This window comes from Pseudomonas helleri (genome assembly GCF_009600315.1).
Taxonomy (GTDB): domain Bacteria; phylum Pseudomonadota; class Gammaproteobacteria; order Pseudomonadales; family Pseudomonadaceae; genus Aquipseudomonas; species Aquipseudomonas helleri_A.
Genome location: NZ_WIWC01000033.1, coordinates 11,354 through 28,260, shown reverse-complemented (window position 1 = coordinate 28,260; position 16,907 = coordinate 11,354). Strand labels below are relative to the sequence as shown.

15 protein-coding genes, 4 tRNA genes and 2 pseudogenes are annotated in these 16,907 nt (G+C 56.1%); 6 read left to right on the top strand and 15 right to left on the bottom strand.

The window, feature by feature from the left end; translation table 11 throughout:
- Positions 1-33 precede the first annotated feature (33 nt).
- The 6 genes and pseudogenes from GHN86_RS17390 to GHN86_RS24100 all read right to left on the bottom strand — a co-directional run bounded on the left by GHN86_RS17390 (position 34) and on the right by GHN86_RS24100 (position 4,361).
- The gene (locus tag GHN86_RS17390) at positions 34-2,172 is read right to left on the bottom strand and encodes a TonB-dependent receptor family protein (RefSeq protein ID WP_228385461.1); all 2,139 of its coding nucleotides are present in this window, start codon (positions 2,170-2,172) and stop codon (positions 34-36) included.
- Positions 2,173-2,402: 230 nt separating this feature from the next.
- Positions 2,403-2,603 (bottom strand): annotated as a pseudogene (locus GHN86_RS17385) (hypothetical protein); the annotation flags it as partial.
- Positions 2,604-2,608: 5 nt separating this feature from the next.
- Entirely contained in the window at positions 2,609-3,397 is a 789-nt protein-coding gene (locus tag GHN86_RS17380; RefSeq protein WP_153382851.1) for a carboxymuconolactone decarboxylase family protein, read from the bottom strand.
- Positions 3,394-3,873 carry a cupin domain-containing protein gene (locus GHN86_RS17375; protein WP_153382849.1) on the bottom strand — a complete coding sequence of 160 codons (480 nt, stop codon included), beginning with the start codon at positions 3,871-3,873 and terminating at the stop codon, positions 3,394-3,396. Before GHN86_RS17375 ends, GHN86_RS17380 begins: the two co-directional genes overlap by 4 nt.
- A 24-nt stretch (positions 3,874-3,897) precedes the next feature.
- A pseudogene (locus tag GHN86_RS17370) lies at positions 3,898-4,179 on the bottom strand (aldo/keto reductase); the annotation flags it as partial.
- On the bottom strand, positions 4,143-4,361 hold the full coding sequence (locus GHN86_RS24100; protein ID WP_397462656.1) for an aldo/keto reductase: 219 nt from the start codon (positions 4,359-4,361) through the stop codon (positions 4,143-4,145). The gene GHN86_RS24100 and the pseudogene GHN86_RS17370, both read right to left, overlap by 37 nt.
- A gap of 224 nt (positions 4,362-4,585) precedes the next feature.
- Between GHN86_RS24100 and GHN86_RS17365 the strand changes: the two genes are divergently transcribed.
- From GHN86_RS17365 to GHN86_RS17355, 3 genes are all read left to right on the top strand, one after another.
- On the top strand, positions 4,586-5,488 hold the full coding sequence (locus tag GHN86_RS17365; RefSeq protein WP_153382847.1) for a LysR family transcriptional regulator: 903 nt from the start codon (positions 4,586-4,588) through the stop codon (positions 5,486-5,488).
- Positions 5,489-5,592: 104 nt separating this feature from the next.
- Positions 5,593-6,582, top strand: a complete 990-nt coding sequence (locus GHN86_RS17360) for a zinc-dependent alcohol dehydrogenase family protein (protein WP_153387005.1) — start codon at positions 5,593-5,595, stop codon at positions 6,580-6,582.
- A 194-nt stretch (positions 6,583-6,776) separates the two neighbouring features.
- Positions 6,777-7,772: an aldo/keto reductase gene (locus GHN86_RS17355; protein ID WP_153382843.1), complete on the top strand. Its 996-nt coding sequence runs from the start codon at positions 6,777-6,779 to the stop codon at positions 7,770-7,772.
- 291 nt (positions 7,773-8,063) lie between these two features.
- On the opposite strand, the gene GHN86_RS17350 is transcribed toward GHN86_RS17355, so the two are convergent.
- Positions 8,064-8,140 (bottom strand) — tRNA-Arg (locus GHN86_RS17350).
- Between the two features lie 321 nt (positions 8,141-8,461).
- Here GHN86_RS17350 and GHN86_RS17345 point away from each other — a divergent pair.
- Positions 8,462-8,701, top strand: coding sequence for a hypothetical protein (locus tag GHN86_RS17345; protein ID WP_153387003.1), 240 nt, complete (start codon positions 8,462-8,464; stop codon positions 8,699-8,701).
- Between the two features lie 17 nt (positions 8,702-8,718).
- Complete coding sequence (locus tag GHN86_RS23435; RefSeq protein WP_194286291.1) at positions 8,719-8,895, top strand: PA3371 family protein; 177 nt, start codon at positions 8,719-8,721, stop codon at positions 8,893-8,895.
- Here the strand turns inward: GHN86_RS23435 and phnN are convergent.
- Positions 8,887-9,459, bottom strand: a complete 573-nt coding sequence (gene phnN, locus GHN86_RS17340; RefSeq protein WP_153382839.1) for a phosphonate metabolism protein/1,5-bisphosphokinase (PRPP-forming) PhnN — start codon at positions 9,457-9,459, stop codon at positions 8,887-8,889. The two genes, GHN86_RS23435 and phnN, sit on opposite strands and share 9 nt — an antisense overlap.
- Positions 9,460-9,825: 366 nt before the next feature.
- Here phnN and GHN86_RS17335 point away from each other — a divergent pair, with 366 nt between their 5' ends.
- Positions 9,826-10,152, top strand: coding sequence for an Arc family DNA-binding protein (locus tag GHN86_RS17335; RefSeq protein WP_153387001.1), 327 nt, complete (start codon positions 9,826-9,828; stop codon positions 10,150-10,152).
- Positions 10,153-10,220: 68 nt separating this feature from the next.
- Here the strand turns inward: GHN86_RS17335 and mgtE are convergent, their stop codons facing one another.
- The 7 genes from mgtE to alaS form a co-directional block, all read right to left on the bottom strand.
- Entirely contained in the window at positions 10,221-11,663 is a 1,443-nt protein-coding gene (gene mgtE / locus GHN86_RS17330) for a magnesium transporter (protein ID WP_153382835.1), read from the bottom strand.
- A gap of 405 nt (positions 11,664-12,068) precedes the next feature.
- Positions 12,069-12,145: transfer RNA gene (locus GHN86_RS17325), tRNA-Arg, on the bottom strand.
- Between the two features lie 70 nt (positions 12,146-12,215).
- Positions 12,216-12,292, bottom strand: a tRNA-Arg gene (locus GHN86_RS17320).
- 108 nt (positions 12,293-12,400) lie between these two features.
- A tRNA-Ser gene (locus GHN86_RS17315) sits at positions 12,401-12,491 on the bottom strand.
- A gap of 61 nt (positions 12,492-12,552) precedes the next feature.
- Positions 12,553-12,741, bottom strand: coding sequence for a carbon storage regulator CsrA (gene csrA, locus GHN86_RS17310; RefSeq protein ID WP_003175645.1), 189 nt, complete (start codon positions 12,739-12,741; stop codon positions 12,553-12,555).
- A gap of 174 nt (positions 12,742-12,915) precedes the next feature.
- Entirely contained in the window at positions 12,916-14,151 is a 1,236-nt protein-coding gene (locus tag GHN86_RS17305; protein WP_153378451.1) for an aspartate kinase, read from the bottom strand.
- Between the two features lie 83 nt (positions 14,152-14,234).
- Complete coding sequence (gene alaS, locus GHN86_RS17300) at positions 14,235-16,853, bottom strand: alanine--tRNA ligase (RefSeq protein ID WP_153378450.1); 2,619 nt, start codon at positions 16,851-16,853, stop codon at positions 14,235-14,237.
- Between the last annotated feature and the right edge of the window lie 54 nt (positions 16,854-16,907).

Sequence of the window (16,907 nt, the reverse complement as noted above, 5' to 3'; positions counted from 1 at the left end):
GCGCCGCTGCATGGCGACGCGGGCTGCATGGGCCTAGAAGTTGTAGGTGATGCCGGTAAACGCCCCAAACCCGTCACCCGGATACAACGCGGCAACGTCCTTGCCCTGCGCGTTGTAGACCGGCGACACGGCGGTGACGTAGTCCTTGTCGGTGAGGTTTTTCAGGTCCAGGTACACCTGCCAGGTTTTGCCCGGATCGTCGTAACCCAGCCGCGCACCCCACAAGGTGTAAGACGGGGCGTAGAAGGTGTTGGCGTAATCGACAGCCGTGCTCGACACCGAGCGCACGTTGACCCCGGCGTACAAGCCGCTGGCGAACTGGTATTGCAACTCGCCCTGATACACGTGCTTGGGCAAGCCGGGCAGTTCGTTCTTGTTGAACAGCGGGTCGTTCTCGTAATGGAAGTCGTTGAGGGTGTACGCCTGACGCCAGGTCAGGGTGTCGCCGTTGCTGCCCTCCCACAGTCGCGTGCTCAAACCGGCTTCGATGCCCTGATGGATGGTCGGCGTGGCGTTGGAGGTGGAGACCACCGCCGCTGAAGTGGTCGTGGCCGGTAGCACTTCGACGCTCAGCAGTTCGTTTTTGATCCACGATTTATAAAAGGCCAGACTGCCGTCGAAGATGCCCGACTTGCCTTTGATGCCGAACTCCACGGTGTTGGCCGCTTGCGGCACCAGCGGCTTGGCGTAGTTGCTGGTGATCCCGGAACCGGAGATGGACCATGAGCTTGGCGGATCGATGGAGCGGCTGACGTTGCCGAACAGTTGCACGTCCGGGGCGATGTAGTAGCGCAGGCCAATGCGCGGCGCGAGCTTCCATTCGTCATAGTCGTAGTGGTTCGGCAAACCGCTGGTGTTGGCGCGGTCGCTGAAGGTCACGTTGACATCGCGCTTGATCTGAATCGCCGAAACGCCAGTGGCCAGGTACAGGTTGTCGGTCAGGCCCAGGTCGTTGCCGAGGCTGAACACGTGGTCAAACGAGCCGTCGTACTTGACCTGTTTTTGCAGGATGTCGAGGTCTTTGCTGCCCTGATAAGTGCGCACCCCGGCGCGCACATGCTCGGTGCTGCTCCAGCCCGCCGTGCTGGTGCTGGACAGGCCAAACAGCTCATCCTTGCGGGTGTATTTGAGCGAGTAGTTGATGTCGCGCCAATCCCAGTAGTTGGGGTTGACCGTGCTTTTGCGGCTAAGGATCTGCGGGTAGTTGTGGTACACCAGCCCGGCTTCCAGCGTGGCGTCGTCATCAAAGGTGTAGGTGGTTTTGCTGCCCACCCACGTCGAACCGGGTTTGGTCGAGTCGCCACGGGTGTCGCGGGTGGCGATGTTGGTCTGGCGGGAGTCCTTCTTCAACTGTGCCAGGGTCAGCAGACCGGCGTTCTCGTGATATTCCTCGCGGTAGCGAATGATCAGACGGGTTTCCAGTTTGGGGTTGAAGCGATAGCCGAAGTTACCGACCACGCCTTGGGCTTTGGCCAAGGTGAAGTCCTGATAACCGTCGCGACGTGAGTTATCGACGCTGACGAAGTAGTCACCGTCGCCGACTACCCCGCCGGTGCTCAAGGTCTGCTTCTGCCAGCCAAAGCTGCCGCCTTCGAGCTTGACCCGATTGCCCGGCGCAGTAAGCCCGGATTGGGTGACAAAGTTGATCGCCCCACCCAGCGACAACGCGCCGTATTCAAAGGCATTGGCCCCGCGCAACACTTCGGTGTAATTGAGCCCTTGGGTGTCCAGCAGTTCATAAGGGGTGCCACCCGCGCCGGTCAGGGCGAGGCCGTCGAACAGGAACTTGGTGCCTTCACGAAAATAACCGGGCGAGGTGTTAGCGCCGGAGCCGCGAATGGAAATCTTGATCGCGTCGTTGCCGCCCGCCGCTTGGGCGTAGACACCCGGCTGATAGGCCAAAGTATCTTCAAGGGTGGCCGAACGGCCTTTTTCCACTTCGGCCTGAGTCACCAGGCTGGTGCCGCCAGCGACTTCATCGAGCTTGGCTTGGGCGGCCTGCACCTCGGTCTGTTTGGCCGCCTGTACGGTGACGGTGCTCAGGCGTTTGTCGCCCGTTGGGCTCAGATCATCCGCCGACACCCAGGGGGCCAAGGTTAATAAAGCGCTGCTGACAGCGAATAAGGATGAATGTCGGAATACTGCTGAAGTAGCCAATGGCGCGCGGTTCAAGGTCTTGCTCCCCACCTGAATTAAGAAATAGGCGAGTTTCTATGGGCATAGTCAATCTCACGATGACTGAGCCATTGCAGCGAGCGTGCCAAGTGGCCATGTGCCTTGTTTACGGGGGATACAGCGCAAAGTGTCTGTGGCGCGACTGTTGCAAAAGCCAACGACTGTCAGGCAACTGTTGCCTGAGGAACAGTTAGCGCAACGCAAAAGGCGCCGCGCAGGAGCCATGATCAGGACGTTGTCGGCGCAGGATCAAGGCGCTGACTGATAGCGCAACGCCTCAACCACAGCGCCGAGCCGTGGCCACGCCGATTGGAGTAATAGAGGTGGTACCCATCAAAAGGCTGGCACCAGTCTTCCAGTACCCGCAGCAGGCTGCCATCCACCAGCTCGCGGGCCACCATGTCTTGCGGCACAAACGCCAGACCGCAGGTCTTCATTGAGCGGCTGAAAGGGCTTGTGCCAGCGCCTCGCTCGCCCGTTTAGCGACGGATTCATCGGCGCGCTCAGTGAGCACCTGCGTCACTTGGCGCAGTTGCGCCGGGGTCAAACCGACTCGCAGGCTGGCCAGCATGTGCGAGCGCAGTTGCGGCTCAGCGCCCGGTGTTGCGGCCAATGCGCCAACGGTGGCCAGCTCACGGCTTTGCCAGTCCAGCGTGTCGCGCTCGAAAATGTCGCCGAACAGGTGGGTTTGCAGGTACTGATTGATCACCGGCGCAAATTCGAACACCGGCCCTTTGACGGGGCCACCGGAGATGCGCGTCTGGTTGGCAATGCCCGCCTCACGCAAGGCTTCGCCGGTGGGAATTTCACGGCTGGGCTCATGCCCCGGCGCATCTTCGATACCGCGCTGCTTGCGCGCCTCAACCACCGTCAACAGTTCGCCCAGTGCATTGAGGCTGCGCGGAAAACCGGTGTAGGCGTAAAGCTGCACCAGCACTTCCTTGGCTTCGTTGATGGTGAGGCACGCGTCCAGCCCTTGGTTCAAGGCCTCATTCAAGCGCGGCATATCGCTGGAAGCCATGAACGCGGCGATCAGGACGATGGCCTGCTGCTTGCTCGACAAGCTGTCGGCCGCAGGTGGGGTATTCGCGGCAGTGGGCGCCGAGCCTTTTTCATCAGCATTGGCGCCAGTGACGCCGCCCAGGCCAAGGCACACAGCCACTATCGCCGCCAGCGAGTGGGAGGTCCGATACCAGACAGAACCTAAATTGAAAGTACTCATTGCACGCCCCCCGCATATTGGTCATCAGACACTTGCTCGGCCCATGTCACCGTGCTGCCATCCAGCGCTTCGGCCAAAGCGATGTGGGTCATGCCCGTAGTGGCCGTGGCGCCATGCCAATGGCGCACGTTGGGTGCGATCCATACCGTGTCGCCGGGGCGAATTTCCTGACGGGGCTGGCCTTCCTGCTGCACATAGCCGACACCAGCGATGACGATCAACATTTGCCCCAGCGGATGAGTGCGCCAGGCCGTGCGCGCACCCGGCTCGAAGGTGACAGTGCCGCCTCCCACGCGGGCCGGTGCATCGGTCTGAAACAGACCGTCAACCCGTGCGCGGCCCGTGAAATACTCGGCAGCGCCCTGCACAGAAGGCTGGGAACCCACCCGGGTGACACGCACGCCTTTGTTCTCATCCGCAGACGCTTGACCCGCCATCAGCGACAGCGCTACCAATGGTGCAATTAGCGGTTTCATCGACATCACTCCTGTAGGTCAGTCTCAGAGCCCAGTCATCTTCAACACGGCTTGTGGCAAACGCTCGCCCTGCACCTGAATCCGCGACACCTGCTGCTCAATTTAGCTCAGGTCATCGCCGGTCAACAGCAGCTCTACCGCGCCGATATTTTCGTCGAGCCGGTGTAGTTTCGTGGTGCCGGGAATGGGCACAATCCACGGTTTCTGCGCCAGCAACCACGCCAGCGCCACCTGCGCAGGGGTGGCGTTTTTACGCTGAGCCACGGCCTTCACCACCTCGACCAATGCCATGTTGACTTTGCGTGCTTAATGTTGTAACCGAATTTGGTGGCGATGACCACGTGATCACGGATGGGCTGCAGCGCCTCGCCCAACAACTCTTCGTTACTGAATGGCCCATACGCCTCGGCGGTGTCGAAGAACGTTAGGCCAAGAAGCTGAGAGAGAGTAGACGGGGAAAACGGCAAGGGCTTATGAGATTTGCTCATTAATGCGGGATGCCTTGTCACTCGCGATAGCGAAGTGTCTTAGCCATCAGCGCAAAAGCGGATCATGACTGCTGCCGGTGGAGGTCGTGAAAGTGATACCTCGGAGTTCGTTGCCCCGCCAGATGATTGAAATTGCTTATTGCGCACTTACAATACGGGCTCTGACGACCTTGTCACGGCTAGATCAATGTGGACCTGGTCGCCTATTTTCGTGGGTGTATCTGATGGACATCTTTCACTCGATGCAGGTTTTTGTCAGCGTCGTCGAAACCGGCAGCTTCACCAAAGCTGCGCAAGCGCTACATCTGCACCGCCCCGCCGTATCCAAAACGATTCAGCTCCTCGAGCAACAACTGGGCGCGCGGTTGCTCAACCGGACAACGCGTCAGATCAATTTAACGCCTGAGGGTGAAGCGTTTTATGAGCGCTGCAAAACGATCCTTGCAGATGTTTCGCAGACCATGTCTTCTTTAGGTAATCGCCCTGCCCGCCTTATCGGAAAGCTGCGCGTAGACATGCCCGTCAGCCTTGCAAAACTATTGATTATTCCTGCACTGATGGACTTTCAAAGTCAGTACCCAGGGATTGAGCTCACCATCGGAGCGAGTGACAAACCCATCGATATGCTCAGTGAAGGTGTTGATTGCGTGGTCAGGATGGGGGAGCTCGAAGACTCCAGTTTGATCGCCAGCAGTATCGGCTATTTACCCATGCTGACATGCGCGGCGCCCTCCTATCTTGAGCGCTTTGGCTCTCCTCGGACCCTCGCAGACCTGGTAGTACACCGCGCCGTCAATTACTTTTCAGGCAACAACCCGCGCCCTGTCGAGTGGCTGTTTACGGTGGAGGGGCAAGTGAAAAGAATGCGGTTGGCGTCCGGGATCAGCGTCAATGACACAGAGGCATTTGTGGCTTCGGCGTTGGCTGGCTTTGGCTTGCTTCAGGGGCTGGAAATTTCTGTTCGCAGCCATTTGCAGGATGGTTCGCTTGTCCAAGTGCTCGACGAGCTTGAGGTTCCAGCAAAACGGGTTTCGATCCTGTATCCGCATCGCGAACTTTTGCCCCCCAAAGTAGACGTCTTTATTGAATGGTTGAAGGCGCTGATGGCTGCCCATCATCTGGCGTAATTCCCATTGGTATTTTCTGGATAACAGTCTGTGTCCGCAGGCGGTCTTCCTCAATCTGCTACGAGTGATTAGTTTTGAGCTTTTCCATATCGCAGGAATTGCCAATGTCTAAAGTTATTCGTTTCCACCGCATGGGCGGCCCTGAAGTCCTACAAATTGATGACGTGGATGTGAGAGCACCTGCCTCCGGCGAAGTCCGCATCAAGGTAAAAGCACTCGGGTTGAATCGTGCCGAGGCCATGTACAGATTAGGCCAGTACACGTTCACCCCGCAGATGCCAGCGATCCTCGGATACGAAGCAGCGGGCACCGTTGAATCGGTGGGTGAAGGCGTCTCGGAATATGCTGTAGGTGACGAGGTGAACGTCATACCCGCGTTTTCTTTTGCGGATTACGGCATGTATGGAGAGCTCGTCCTTGCTCCGGTTCATGCGCTGGTAAAGCAGCCAGCAGGACTTACATCCATTCAGGCGGCCGCGACATGGATGAAGTACGTAACGGCCTATGGCGCGTTGGTCGACATCGGCAACTTGCAAAAAGGCGAGACCGTATTGATACGTGCGGCATCGAGCAGCGTTGGGTTGGCGGCCATCCAAATCGCAAATCTGTTGGGCGCCGTTCCCGTGGCGTTGACCCGTACCAGTGAAAAACGCGAGGCACTTATGGATGCCGGCGCAACGCACGTCATTGCAACTCAGGAGCAGGATCTGGTTGCCGAAGTGAATCGTATAACTGAGGGTAAAGGCGCCCGAATGGCGTTCGATCCAGTTGGCGGCCCTGAGGTCGCGAACATCCTCAGGGCCCTTTCGTACCTAGGTATCTTTTTCCAATACGGAGCGCTTGAAACTGCCGACCTGAGTGTTCCTGTCATGGAGTTGCTGGGCAAAGATCTGACCATTCGCGGCTATCAACTGTTTGAGATTACCCAAGATCCTGAACGTTTGAACCGCGCCAAGGACTTCATCACCAAAGGGCTTGAGAGTGGCGCCCTGCAGCCGGTGATTTCAAAAACGTTCCCGCTCAGCGAGATTGTTGAAGCGCACCAGTACATGGAATCCAATGCGCAGATCGGAAAGATTGTGATCGAACTGTAAACCTCCACCGAAAAAAAGGCGGCCAGCGCACCTTCTGCATCAAAGCACCTGCGACCTCGACTTAAATAAACGCGCGGCTGAAAACAGTTCTGCGTTACTTAAGCGCAGGGTCGCTGTGATTTGCGCTAGCGTAAGGGCAAGCAGCATTCGGCCAGATCGGGTGACTGACCAATTAACGATCTGATGGAGAATGTATGAAGTACGTGAAACTTGGCAGTACGGGCCTGGATATCTCGAGACTGTGCCTTGGGTGCATGACCTTTGGTGAGCCTGATGCAGGCACGCATCCATGGACATTAGGCGAAGAGGCCAGTCGGCCCATCATCAAGCATGCAGTGGAGCAAGGGATCAACTTTTTCGACACGGCGAACAGCTACTCCGCCGGAACGTCGGAAATCATCGTTGGCAAATTGCTGAAGGAGTTCACACGTCGAGAAGAAACCGTGATCGCCACGAAGGTATTTTTCCCAGCGAACATGTGGGAAGGATCAACAAAACCAAATGAAAAAGGGCTTTCTCGTAAGGCAATCATGACCAGTATCGATGCGAGTTTGAGCCGTCTGGGCACCGACTACATTGACCTGTATCAGATTCACCGCTGGGACTACGACACCCCTATCGAAGAAACGATGGAAGCCCTGCATGACATCGTCAAGGCGGGGAAAGTCAGATACATCGGCGCGTCCTCCATGTATGCATGGCAATTCGCTAAAGCCCAGCAGATTGCCGTGGCCAACGGATGGAGCAGGTTCGTGTCCATGCAGAACTATTTGAATTTGGTGTACCGAGAAGAGGAGCGGGAAATGATTCCCCTCTGCCTCGACCAGGGAGTTGGGTTGATGCCCTGGAGTCCGATGGCACGCGGAAGGTTGACCAGACCCCATGGCCAGCAGACTGAACGTACCAAAACTGATATCAGCGGGCAGTCGTTTTACCAGGCGACGGAGATTGAAGACGGTCGGGTGATTGATGTCGTAGAGCAGGTCGCAGGTGAGCGAGGCCTACCGATGGCGCAAGTGGCGTTGGCATGGGTGCTGGCCAAGCGTGGGGTATCAGCCCCCATCGTCGGAGCCTCCAAGGCATCTCAACTGGACGACGCAATCGCGGCGCTGGAGCTGGTGCTGACCGATGATGAAATCAAACGCCTGGAGACTCCATACGTACCTCATGCGGTCACTGGCTTCTCCTGAGCGAGCAAACGGCAGCTTTTTTTTCAGCCACTTGATTGATCGTCTGGATTGGGAATTCATCGGGATGTTGCCTGCAATCCTTGCGCATTACAGGCTGTGCCTTAACGCTAGCTGCGGGTGCAGTTTCAGCGAAGGAGAGGGATAAGGGGATAGACGAACTGGGCGGGAAGTATGGCCAAACCACACATCCAAACTATTTTCGTGCTAAGCGTGGCTAAACTCTCAGGCTTGTAAGCTGCTGGCACGAGATGAGCGACCACCGGATTGATGGTCGCACAGGCTTTGAAAACTTGGTGTCCCAGGCGGGGTTCGAACCTGCAACCTTCCCCTTAGGAGGGGGATGCTCTATCCAATTGAGCTACTGAGACAAATAACGGCGTGCATGGTAACGGGCACGCCTTTGTTTGTCATGTCGTCCCTGAGCTTTTTAACTGTGGGCCTTAGCATGACAAGTCTAAGCCAGGCTTGTACCTCGCGCAGGCCCTCCTCTTCTGACCTCTGCCCAATCCCGAAATCACGAGGTCGTGCATTTTGCACTACGGCTGTTTGCCATCATTGCAATTTGCAATCAATCATCACCTAAAACATACTGTAACTAGCTGTATTTTAAGGCTTTATCGCACTTCAAGAGTTGGCACGAAGACTGCTCTAACAACAGTCTTCCGTCCATGCACTCAGAGATGACAGCCATGAACAGCACCCTGATTCTGTTGAATGCCTTGGCACTGGCCGTTTTGGTGATTTTTCACTTCCAACCGGTGTCGCCTGCTGGCATGCAAAACACCGATGTGGCGGTCACTTACGACAAACCAGCCCGACCTGCTGGGCAATTGGCCGTTATGTCAGACACGTCTCGCGTTACGCCTCAGCGGGTCACTGAAGCACCTGCTGCGCCTCAGAACCCTTCCGGTGAACGCTGGGCATTTTAAAGAGAGCTTGAAAATTCATGTCAAAAATTGCTTTGGGATTATTGATGATGGCGTTGCTGAGCCTGGCCCTGGATGTATTCACTCAAGGTGAGTTGGGCGATGCACCATTGGTTGCGGCAGGAATATTTTTTGCGGGCTGGCTGGTAGCACAAATTATTGGGCGCAGGATCAAATTCGATCCGCAATTACGTTGAGGCCGCCACACCTTCATCAATGATCGCCAGCAGTTTTTGCACGGCGCTGGACAGCGACGTTGAGTTATCGAGCAAATGCACACGCTCGCCACGCAGCGAATGGGTTGATTCAAGGAACGCATGATTGCGCTCCAGACGCGCGAGAATTTCTTCCTGAGTCTCTCGGCCACGGGCCATCAGTCGCTTATACAGCACTGGCGTATCGACTCGCAGCAGGATAGGCAGCACATCCGGATAACGCTCTCGCGCACGCTTTAGATACCCGCGTGAGCCGTTGACCAGCACATGGCGCCCAGCCCCTAGCCATTCGTCGAGTTGTGCAGGAATACCGTACTCAAGGCCATTGGCCTGCCAATGCAAGGCAAACGCCCCTTCTTGTTTGAGCGCCTCAAAGGCTTCGGGCGAAACGCTTAACGCATCCTCCCCCACCGCCTCCGGGGAACGAGTGATGACCCGTCGAATGACCTCACATCCGCGTTGCGCCAGATAAGGCCGTGCTGCGTCAATCAGGCTGTCCTTGCCTGAGCCCGAAGGGCCCATCAAATAAATCAGTTTGCCTGACATGCTTTGGATCTCCGGGGCTTGACCGCCCGCATAACTGCGCCCAACCTCACTGATGTCTACAGGTAAGGGGCCGATTACTGACTTTCAAGCACATGTTTCGTGCAAATCTATCCGAACGGATATTTTTTAAAGAAATATGTGGCGGTATGCCTCAATTCAGCGCACATTTTGATACTGGCTACTGGCATAAAGCCTGTATCCGGTTCAATATTTGTCACAGAATTGACGCCAGGGAAGTGGCGGATTTGAGGCATGATGCGCGCCTCTTAACAATTCAGGTTGAACATTTGGTCGAAAGGACGGTCATAAGTGCCATCCTGCGGCCAATTCCGAGAACCGCTCCCCTGAACTAACCGGTTAACTATAATGCGCCCATTGAAACAGGCAATTTACTCAAGCCGTACGGCTGACAAGTTCGTCGTAAGCCTGCCAGACGGTATGCGCGAGCGTATTGCCGAAGTGGCTCGCGAACATCACCGCAGCATGAACTCAGAAATCATTGCTCGCCTGGAGCAAAGTCTTATTCAGGAAGGATCCCTGGGTGATGATCTGAGCATGCGCCTGGACAGCCCTGAGCTTTCCCTGCATGAACGCGAATTGCTGCAACGCTTTCGCCAGCTTTCACATCGTCAACAAAATGCGCTGGTCTCTCTGATCGCTCACGATGCTGAAGCAGCCTCAAAAGCGTCCTGATAGCCCAGCCATAAAAAAAGCCAGCTCAGCTGGCTTTTTTTATGGGCGTGATTTGCGCCTGTGATGAATTAAAGCAGGAAGATTGTGGCCAACCCCAGGAAGATAAAGAATCCACCACTGTCCGTCATGGCGGTAATCATGACACTGGCGCCCATTGCCGGGTCACGACCCATTTTGGCCAGCGTCATGGGGATTAGTACACCCATCAGCGCGGCCAGCAACAAGTTGAGGGTCATTGCCGCTGTCATCACCACCCCCAGCGACCAACTGCCGTAGAGCATATAGGCCACTACGCCAATCACACCGCCCCACACCAGACCGTTAATCAAGCCCACGGCCAGCTCTTTGCGCATCAGACGCGAAGTGCTGCCAGTGTTGACCTGATCAAGCGCCATGGCCCGCACGATCATGGTGATGGTCTGGTTACCGGAGTTGCCGCCAATTCCCGCAACAATGGGCATCAGCGCAGCCAGTGCCACCAGTTTTTCAATGGAACCTTCAAACAGCCCGATCACACGCGAAGCGATAAACGCCGTCACCAGGTTGACCGCCAACCAGGCCCAACGGTTACGCAGGGACTTCCAGACTGACGCGAAAATGTCTTCTTCTTCGCGCAAACCCGCCATATTGAGGACTTCGCTTTCGCTTTCCTCACGAATCAGATCGACCATTTCATCGATGGTCAGACGACCAATCAGCTTGCCGTTCTTGTCGACCACGGGCGCCGAGATCAAGTCATAACGCTCGAAGGCTTGCGCAGCGTCGTAGGCGTCTTCATCGGGCTGGAAACTGACCGGGTCGCTGGCCATCACATCGACCACTTGCTTCTCCGGGTCATTGACCAGCAAACGTTTGATCGGCAGCACGCCCTTGAGCACGCCGTCATAATCGACCACAAACAGTTTATCGGTATGCCCCGGCAACTCTTTGAGCCGACGCAGGTAGCGCAACACCACTTCAAGGCTGACATCCTCGCGGATGGTCACCATCTCGAAGTCCATCAAGGCGCCGACCTGGTTCTCGTTATACGACAGTGCGGAGCGAACACGCTCACGCTGCTGCGCATCGAGGGTCTCCATCAGCTCATGGACAACGTCTCGCGGCAGCTCGGGGGCCAGGTCAGCGAGTTCGTCAGCGTCCATCTCCTTGGCAGCAGCCAGGAGCTCGTGATCGTCCATGTCGGCGATCAGGGTTTCACGCACGGAGTCAGAGACTTCAAGCAGGATGTCGCCATCACGGTCAGCCTTGACCAGCTGCCAGACCGTTAAACGGTCGTCCAGCGGCAAAGCTTCCAGGATGTAGGCAACGTCCGCGGAGTGCAGGTCTTCCAGCTTGCGCTGGAGTTCAACAAGATTTTGCCGATGGACCAGGTTTTCAACCCGGTCATGGTGATGGCCTTCCTGACGATGAGTCAGGTCTTCGACCACACGCTGGCGATTGAGCAGCTCAATTACTTGAGCAAGACGGCTTTGCAGGCTGTCTTGGGTTTTCTTTACTTCAACTTCGGTCATAGGCGAGCTCCACTCCCAGCAGCAGGGCACGCCGGAAGGATCAATCAGTCAATTCATGATTGGAAAAACAGGATGCTGAGTAACTACTGGGTAAGTCCATGGAGGTATTCCACAAGCCCCGGCGGGGCTGACGGGCGCAATCATACACGGCTTAAAAATTAAAGACGCTAAAAATCTCGGCGATAACAGATGCTTGCGGGGTGTTTTTAGTGTTTACCTTGAAAGCTCACTCTGCGACGAACGTTCAGCCCGGGAGAGCACATCCCAAGGTCTCGCCAGCGCTCAAGGCTGAGCGCTCTATCCGACATCGCCCTGCCGGGTTAATTCACGAGCAAACGCTGCTTGCGATATTTCTCAAATCGCAGACAGCAAAAAACCCGCACAATGTGCAGGCTTTTTGGTGTTTGGTGCACTCGACAGGATTCGAACCTGTGACCGCTCGGTTCGTAGCCGAGTACTCTATCCAGCTGAGCTACGAGTGCAAGTTGTGTTTGTTAGACCAGACCACCCTGGTTGAAGCAAAGTTAACTACCGAAGCAACTAACTCTTAAATGGTGCACTCGACAGGATTCGAACCTGTGACCGCTCGGTTCGTAGCCGAGTACTCTATCCAGCTGAGCTACGAGTGCATTTGAAGCTGCGTATTATAGACCGTTGAATCTCTCTGCCAAGCTTTTTTTTCAATAATTTCAACAACTTACTGAAACCGGCTAGATTCGAACGTGCTACATGAATAATGGCGGAGAAGGGGGGATTCGAACCCCCGACACCCTTTTGAGATGTACTCCCTTAGCAGGGGAGCGCCTTCGGCCACTCGGCCACCTCTCCGCAACACGGGGCGTATAATAACCAGCCTTTTCCCCGTATGCAACTAAAAACTTAAATAAAATTAAAGACTTGGTTCTTCGTCCTTTTCCTTCTTGATCCTCAGGTAGATTTCCTCACGGTGTACAGCCACTTCCTTGGGGGCATTCACACCAATACGCACTTGGTTTCCTTTGACGCCAAGCACGGTCACCGTAATCTCACCATCGCCTATGATCAGGCTTTCCGCGCACCGGCGAGTCAAAATCAGCATACGTTTCTCCTCACGCTATTCATTCAGGGACATCAGTCTGCAAAAAAAAAGGGCTTCGGACTACTAGCTAAAGAGCTATAGACCGCCGCGCCTTAGTATTGTCCAGCATGACGGGGTGCGTTCATGCAGATCAAAAAAACAAAGGGCGTGGATCAACCACGCCCTTGGTAACACTTACTCGCCCTGACGGGCCGGTGCATCCAGTTCAAAAGCGGTGTGCAGGGAACGCACGGCCAGCTCGAGGTACTTTTCTTCGATCACCACCGACACTTTGATCTCGGACGTGGAGATCATCAGGATGTTGATGTTCTCTTTAGCCAGCGATTCAAACATGCGGCTGGCAACACCCGCGTGAGAGCGCATGCCCACACCGACAATCGACACCTTGGCAATGTTGGTGTCACCCACCACTTCACGCGCGCCAATTTCTTTAGAGGTGTTTTCAAGCACCTGAAAAGCCGCCTGGTAGTCATTGCGGTGCACAGTAAAGGTGAAGTCGGTGGTGTTATCGTGCGCAACGTTCTGCACGATCATGTCGACTTCAATGTTCGCCGCGCTGATAGGCCCCAGAATCTTGAACGCCACGCCCGGGGTATCCGGCACGCCACGGATGGTCAGCTTGGCTTCGTCGCGGTTGAAAGCGATGCCAGAAATGATCGGCTGCTCCATGGATTCCTCTTCATCAATAGTAATGAGGGTGCCCGGCCCCTCTTTGAAGCTGTGCAATACGCGCAGCGGAACGTTGTACTTGCCTGCGAACTCGACAGCGCGAATCTGCAACACCTTGGAGCCAAGGCTGGCCATTTCGAGCATTTCTTCGAAAGTGATCTTTTCCAGACGCTGAGCCTTGGCCACAACCCGCGGGTCCGTGGTGTAGACGCCATCAACATCGGTGTAAATCTGGCACTCGTCAGCTTTCAAGGCTGCCGCCAAGGCCACACCGGTGGTGTCAGAGCCGCCACGACCCAGGGTCGTGATGCTGCCGTGCTCGTCGACACCCTGGAAGCCAGCCACCACCACCACGCGACCGGCCTTGAGGTCGGTGCGGATCTTTTCATCGTCAATCTTCAGGATGCGGGCTTTGGTGTGCGAACTGTCGGTGAGAATACGCACCTGGCTGCCGGTGTAAGACACCGCTGGCACGCCACGCTTGTTCAACGCCATCGCCAGCAAGCCAATCGTCACCTGCTCGCCCGTGGACACAATCACATCCAGTTCACGGGGCATCGGCTGATCGCTGATCTGTTTGGCCAGTTCGATCAGGCGATTGGTCTCACCACTCATCGCAGAGAGCACAATCACCAGATCATTGCCGGCTTCGCGAAACTTCTTAACTTTATCGGCGACCTGCTCGATTCTCTCGACAGTGCCGACCGAGGTGCCTCCAAATTTTTGTACGATCAAAGCCATTTCAAAGCAGCCTCAGCCCATAAAGGGCGCCCATTTATCATTCAAACGACGCGCAGCCACTAGACGACCGCGCGTACTGGACCTCAGATACCCTGTTCGACAAATGGCGCAGTCAGGGCCAGCGCGGCATCCAGAGCAGTGGCATCAACACCACCGCCCTGCGCCATGTCAGGACGACCACCGCCCTTCCCGCCCACTGCCGCAGCGGCCTGTTTCATCAAATCACCGGCTTTGAGTTGGCCAGTCAGGTCTTTGGTTACGCCTGCAACCAGTACAACCTTGTCTTCATGAACACTGCCCAGCAGGATCACTGCACGGCCGAGTTTGTTCTTCAGTTGGTCAACCAGCGCCAACAGCGCCTTGCCGTCTTGACCGTCCAGGCGGGCAGCCAACACTTTTACGCCTTTTACATCTACCGCAGACGATGACAGGTCATCGCCGGCCGCGCTTGCGGCCTTGGCCTGCAATTGTTCGAGTTGCTTTTCCAGCTGGCGATTACGCTCAAGCACGGCCGACAACTTATCGATCAAGTTCTCGCGCGAACCTTTGATCAGGCTGGCGGCTTCCTTGAGCTGCTCTTCAGCGGCATTCAGATACGCCAGTGCTGCGGCGCCGGTCACCGCCTCAATACGACGAATACCCGAGGCTACACCGCTTTCGCTGGTGATTTTGAACAAGCCGATATCGCCGGTGCGGCTGGCATGAATACCGCCGCACAACTCAACCGAGAAATCCCCGCCCATGCTGAGTACGCGAACGCTGTCGCCGTACTTCTCGCCAAACAGTGCCATGGCACCTTTTTGTTTGGCAGTTTCGATGTCGGTTTCTTCCATCTGTACCGGTGTGTTCTTGCGAATCTCGGTATTGACGATGTCTTCCAGCGCCTTGATTTGCTCAGGCTTGATGGACTCGAAGTGACTGAAGTCGAAACGCAGGCGCTGGCTATCAACCAGCGAACCTTTCTGCTGAACGTGCTCACCCAGCACTTGGCGCAAGGCCGCGTGCAGCAAGTGAGTGGCTGAGTGGTTCAACGCCGTGGCGTGACGCACATCAGCATCGACCTGAGTTTCAACGGTTTCACCGACCTTCAGGGCACCCGCTACGACAGCGCCGTGATGCAGAAATGCGCCACCGGTTTTAGTGGTGTCGCGCACATCAAAACGTGCCGCGCCAGCTTGCAGGTAACCGCAATCACCCACCTGACCGCCCGACTCGGCATAGAACGGGGTTTGATCGAGAACAACAACGCCTTCGTCGCCTTCATTAAGGAAGTCGACCGATTTGCCTTCTTTATAGAGAGCAATCACTTTGGCCGAGCCTTGTGTGGCGGTGTAACCGATGAACTCGGTAGGCACATCCACTTTGACCAAGGTGTTGTAGTCCAGACCGAACGAGCTGGCCGAACGCGCACGTACGCGTTGAGCTTCCATCTCACGCTCAAAACCGGCCTCATCGACGGTCAGGTTACGTTCACGGGCGATGTCAGCCGTCAGGTCCATCGGGAAACCGTAGGTGTCGTACAGCTTGAACACTACGTCGCCCGGCACAACCGTGCCCTTCAGTTCGGCCAGATCCTGCTCTAGGATTTTCAGGCCCTGCTCCAGGGTCTTGGAGAATTGCTCTTCTTCGGCTTTAAGCACGCGCTCGATGTTGGCCTGCTCGCGGACCAGCTCCGGGAAGCTGGCGCCCATCTCGGTCACCAGCGCCGCAACGATCTTGTAGAAGAAGTTGCCAGTAGCGCCCAATTTGTTGCCATGACGACAAGCACGACGAATGATGCGACGCAGCACATAGCCGCGACCTTCGTTGGACGGCAACACGCCATCTGCGATCAGGAAGCTGCAGGAGCGGATATGGTCGGCCACGACTTTGAGCGAGGCCTGGCCTTCGTTGGCGCAACCAATGGCTTCAGCCGAGGCTTTCAACAGGCTCTGGAACAGATCGATGTCGTAGTTGGAGTTAACGTGCTGCATCACCGCACTGATCCGCTCCAGGCCCATGCCGGTGTCGACCGACGGCGCTGGCAACGGATGCAACACGCCATCGGCGGTGCGGTTGAACTGCATGAAGACGTTGTTCCAGATTTCGATGTAACGGTCGCCGTCTTCGTCTGGCGAGCCCGGTGGGCCACCCCAGATTTCCGGGCCGTGATCGTAGAAAATCTCGGTGCATGGGCCGCATGGGCCGGTATCACCCATGGTCCAGAAGTTATCGGACGCGTACGGAGCGCCCTTGTTGTCGCCGATACGGATCATGCGCTCAGGCGGCACGCCCACATCTTTGGTCCAGATGTCATAGGCTTCGTCATCGCTGGCGTAGACCGTCACCCAGAGTTTGTCTTTAGGCAGCTTCAAAACGCCGGTCAGAAAGGTCCAGGCGAAGTTGATCGCGTCTTTCTTGAAATAGTCGCCAAAGCTGAAGTTGCCGAGCATTTCGAAAAAAGTGTGGTGACGTGCGGTGTAACCGACGTTTTCCAGGTCGCTGTTCTTGCCACCGGCACGCACGCACTTCTGGCTGCTGGTTGCACGGGTGTACGCACGTTTTTCCTGACCCAGGAAACAGTCCTTGAACTGGTTCATCCCCGCGTTAGTGAACAGCAGGGTTGGATCGTTATTCGGCACCAAGGAGCTGGAAGGGACACGGGTGTGACCTTGCTCCTCGAAGAAGCGAAGGAAGGCTTCACGGATTTCTGCGCTTTTCATAGGTTCTTCCACGGAGGCTGCGGCCAGAGGCAAGTCAATCATGTCCAACGACAA

Bases quoted from the DNA above. Each gene is read 5' to 3' on its own strand.
- mgtE (WP_153382835.1), bottom strand. From the start codon at position 11,663: ATGACCGAAGTTGAAGTAAAGAAAACCCAAGACAGCCTGCAAAGCCGT.
- GHN86_RS17365 (WP_153382847.1), top strand. From the start codon at position 4,586: ATGGACATCTTTCACTCGATGCAGGTTTTTGTCAGCGTCGTCGAAACC.
- GHN86_RS17360 (WP_153387005.1), top strand. From the start codon at position 5,593: ATGTCTAAAGTTATTCGTTTCCACCGCATGGGCGGCCCTGAAGTCCTA.
- GHN86_RS17305 (WP_153378451.1), bottom strand. From the start codon at position 14,151: ATGGCTTTGATCGTACAAAAATTTGGAGGCACCTCGGTCGGCACTGTC.
- GHN86_RS23435 (WP_194286291.1), top strand. From the start codon at position 8,719: ATGTCAAAAATTGCTTTGGGATTATTGATGATGGCGTTGCTGAGCCTG.
- GHN86_RS17345 (WP_153387003.1), top strand. From the start codon at position 8,462: ATGAACAGCACCCTGATTCTGTTGAATGCCTTGGCACTGGCCGTTTTG.
- csrA (WP_003175645.1), bottom strand. From the start codon at position 12,741: ATGCTGATTTTGACTCGCCGGTGCGCGGAAAGCCTGATCATAGGCGAT.
- GHN86_RS17380 (WP_153382851.1), bottom strand. From the start codon at position 3,397: ATGAGTACTTTCAATTTAGGTTCTGTCTGGTATCGGACCTCCCACTCG.
- phnN (WP_153382839.1), bottom strand. From the start codon at position 9,459: ATGTCAGGCAAACTGATTTATTTGATGGGCCCTTCGGGCTCAGGCAAG.
- GHN86_RS17355 (WP_153382843.1), top strand. From the start codon at position 6,777: ATGAAGTACGTGAAACTTGGCAGTACGGGCCTGGATATCTCGAGACTG.
- alaS (WP_153378450.1), bottom strand. From the start codon at position 16,853: ATGAAAAGCGCAGAAATCCGTGAAGCCTTCCTTCGCTTCTTCGAGGAG.
- GHN86_RS17335 (WP_153387001.1), top strand. From the start codon at position 9,826: ATGCGCCCATTGAAACAGGCAATTTACTCAAGCCGTACGGCTGACAAG.
- GHN86_RS24100 (WP_397462656.1), bottom strand. From the start codon at position 4,361: ATGAGCAAATCTCATAAGCCCTTGCCGTTTTCCCCGTCTACTCTCTCT.
- GHN86_RS17375 (WP_153382849.1), bottom strand. From the start codon at position 3,873: ATGAAACCGCTAATTGCACCATTGGTAGCGCTGTCGCTGATGGCGGGT.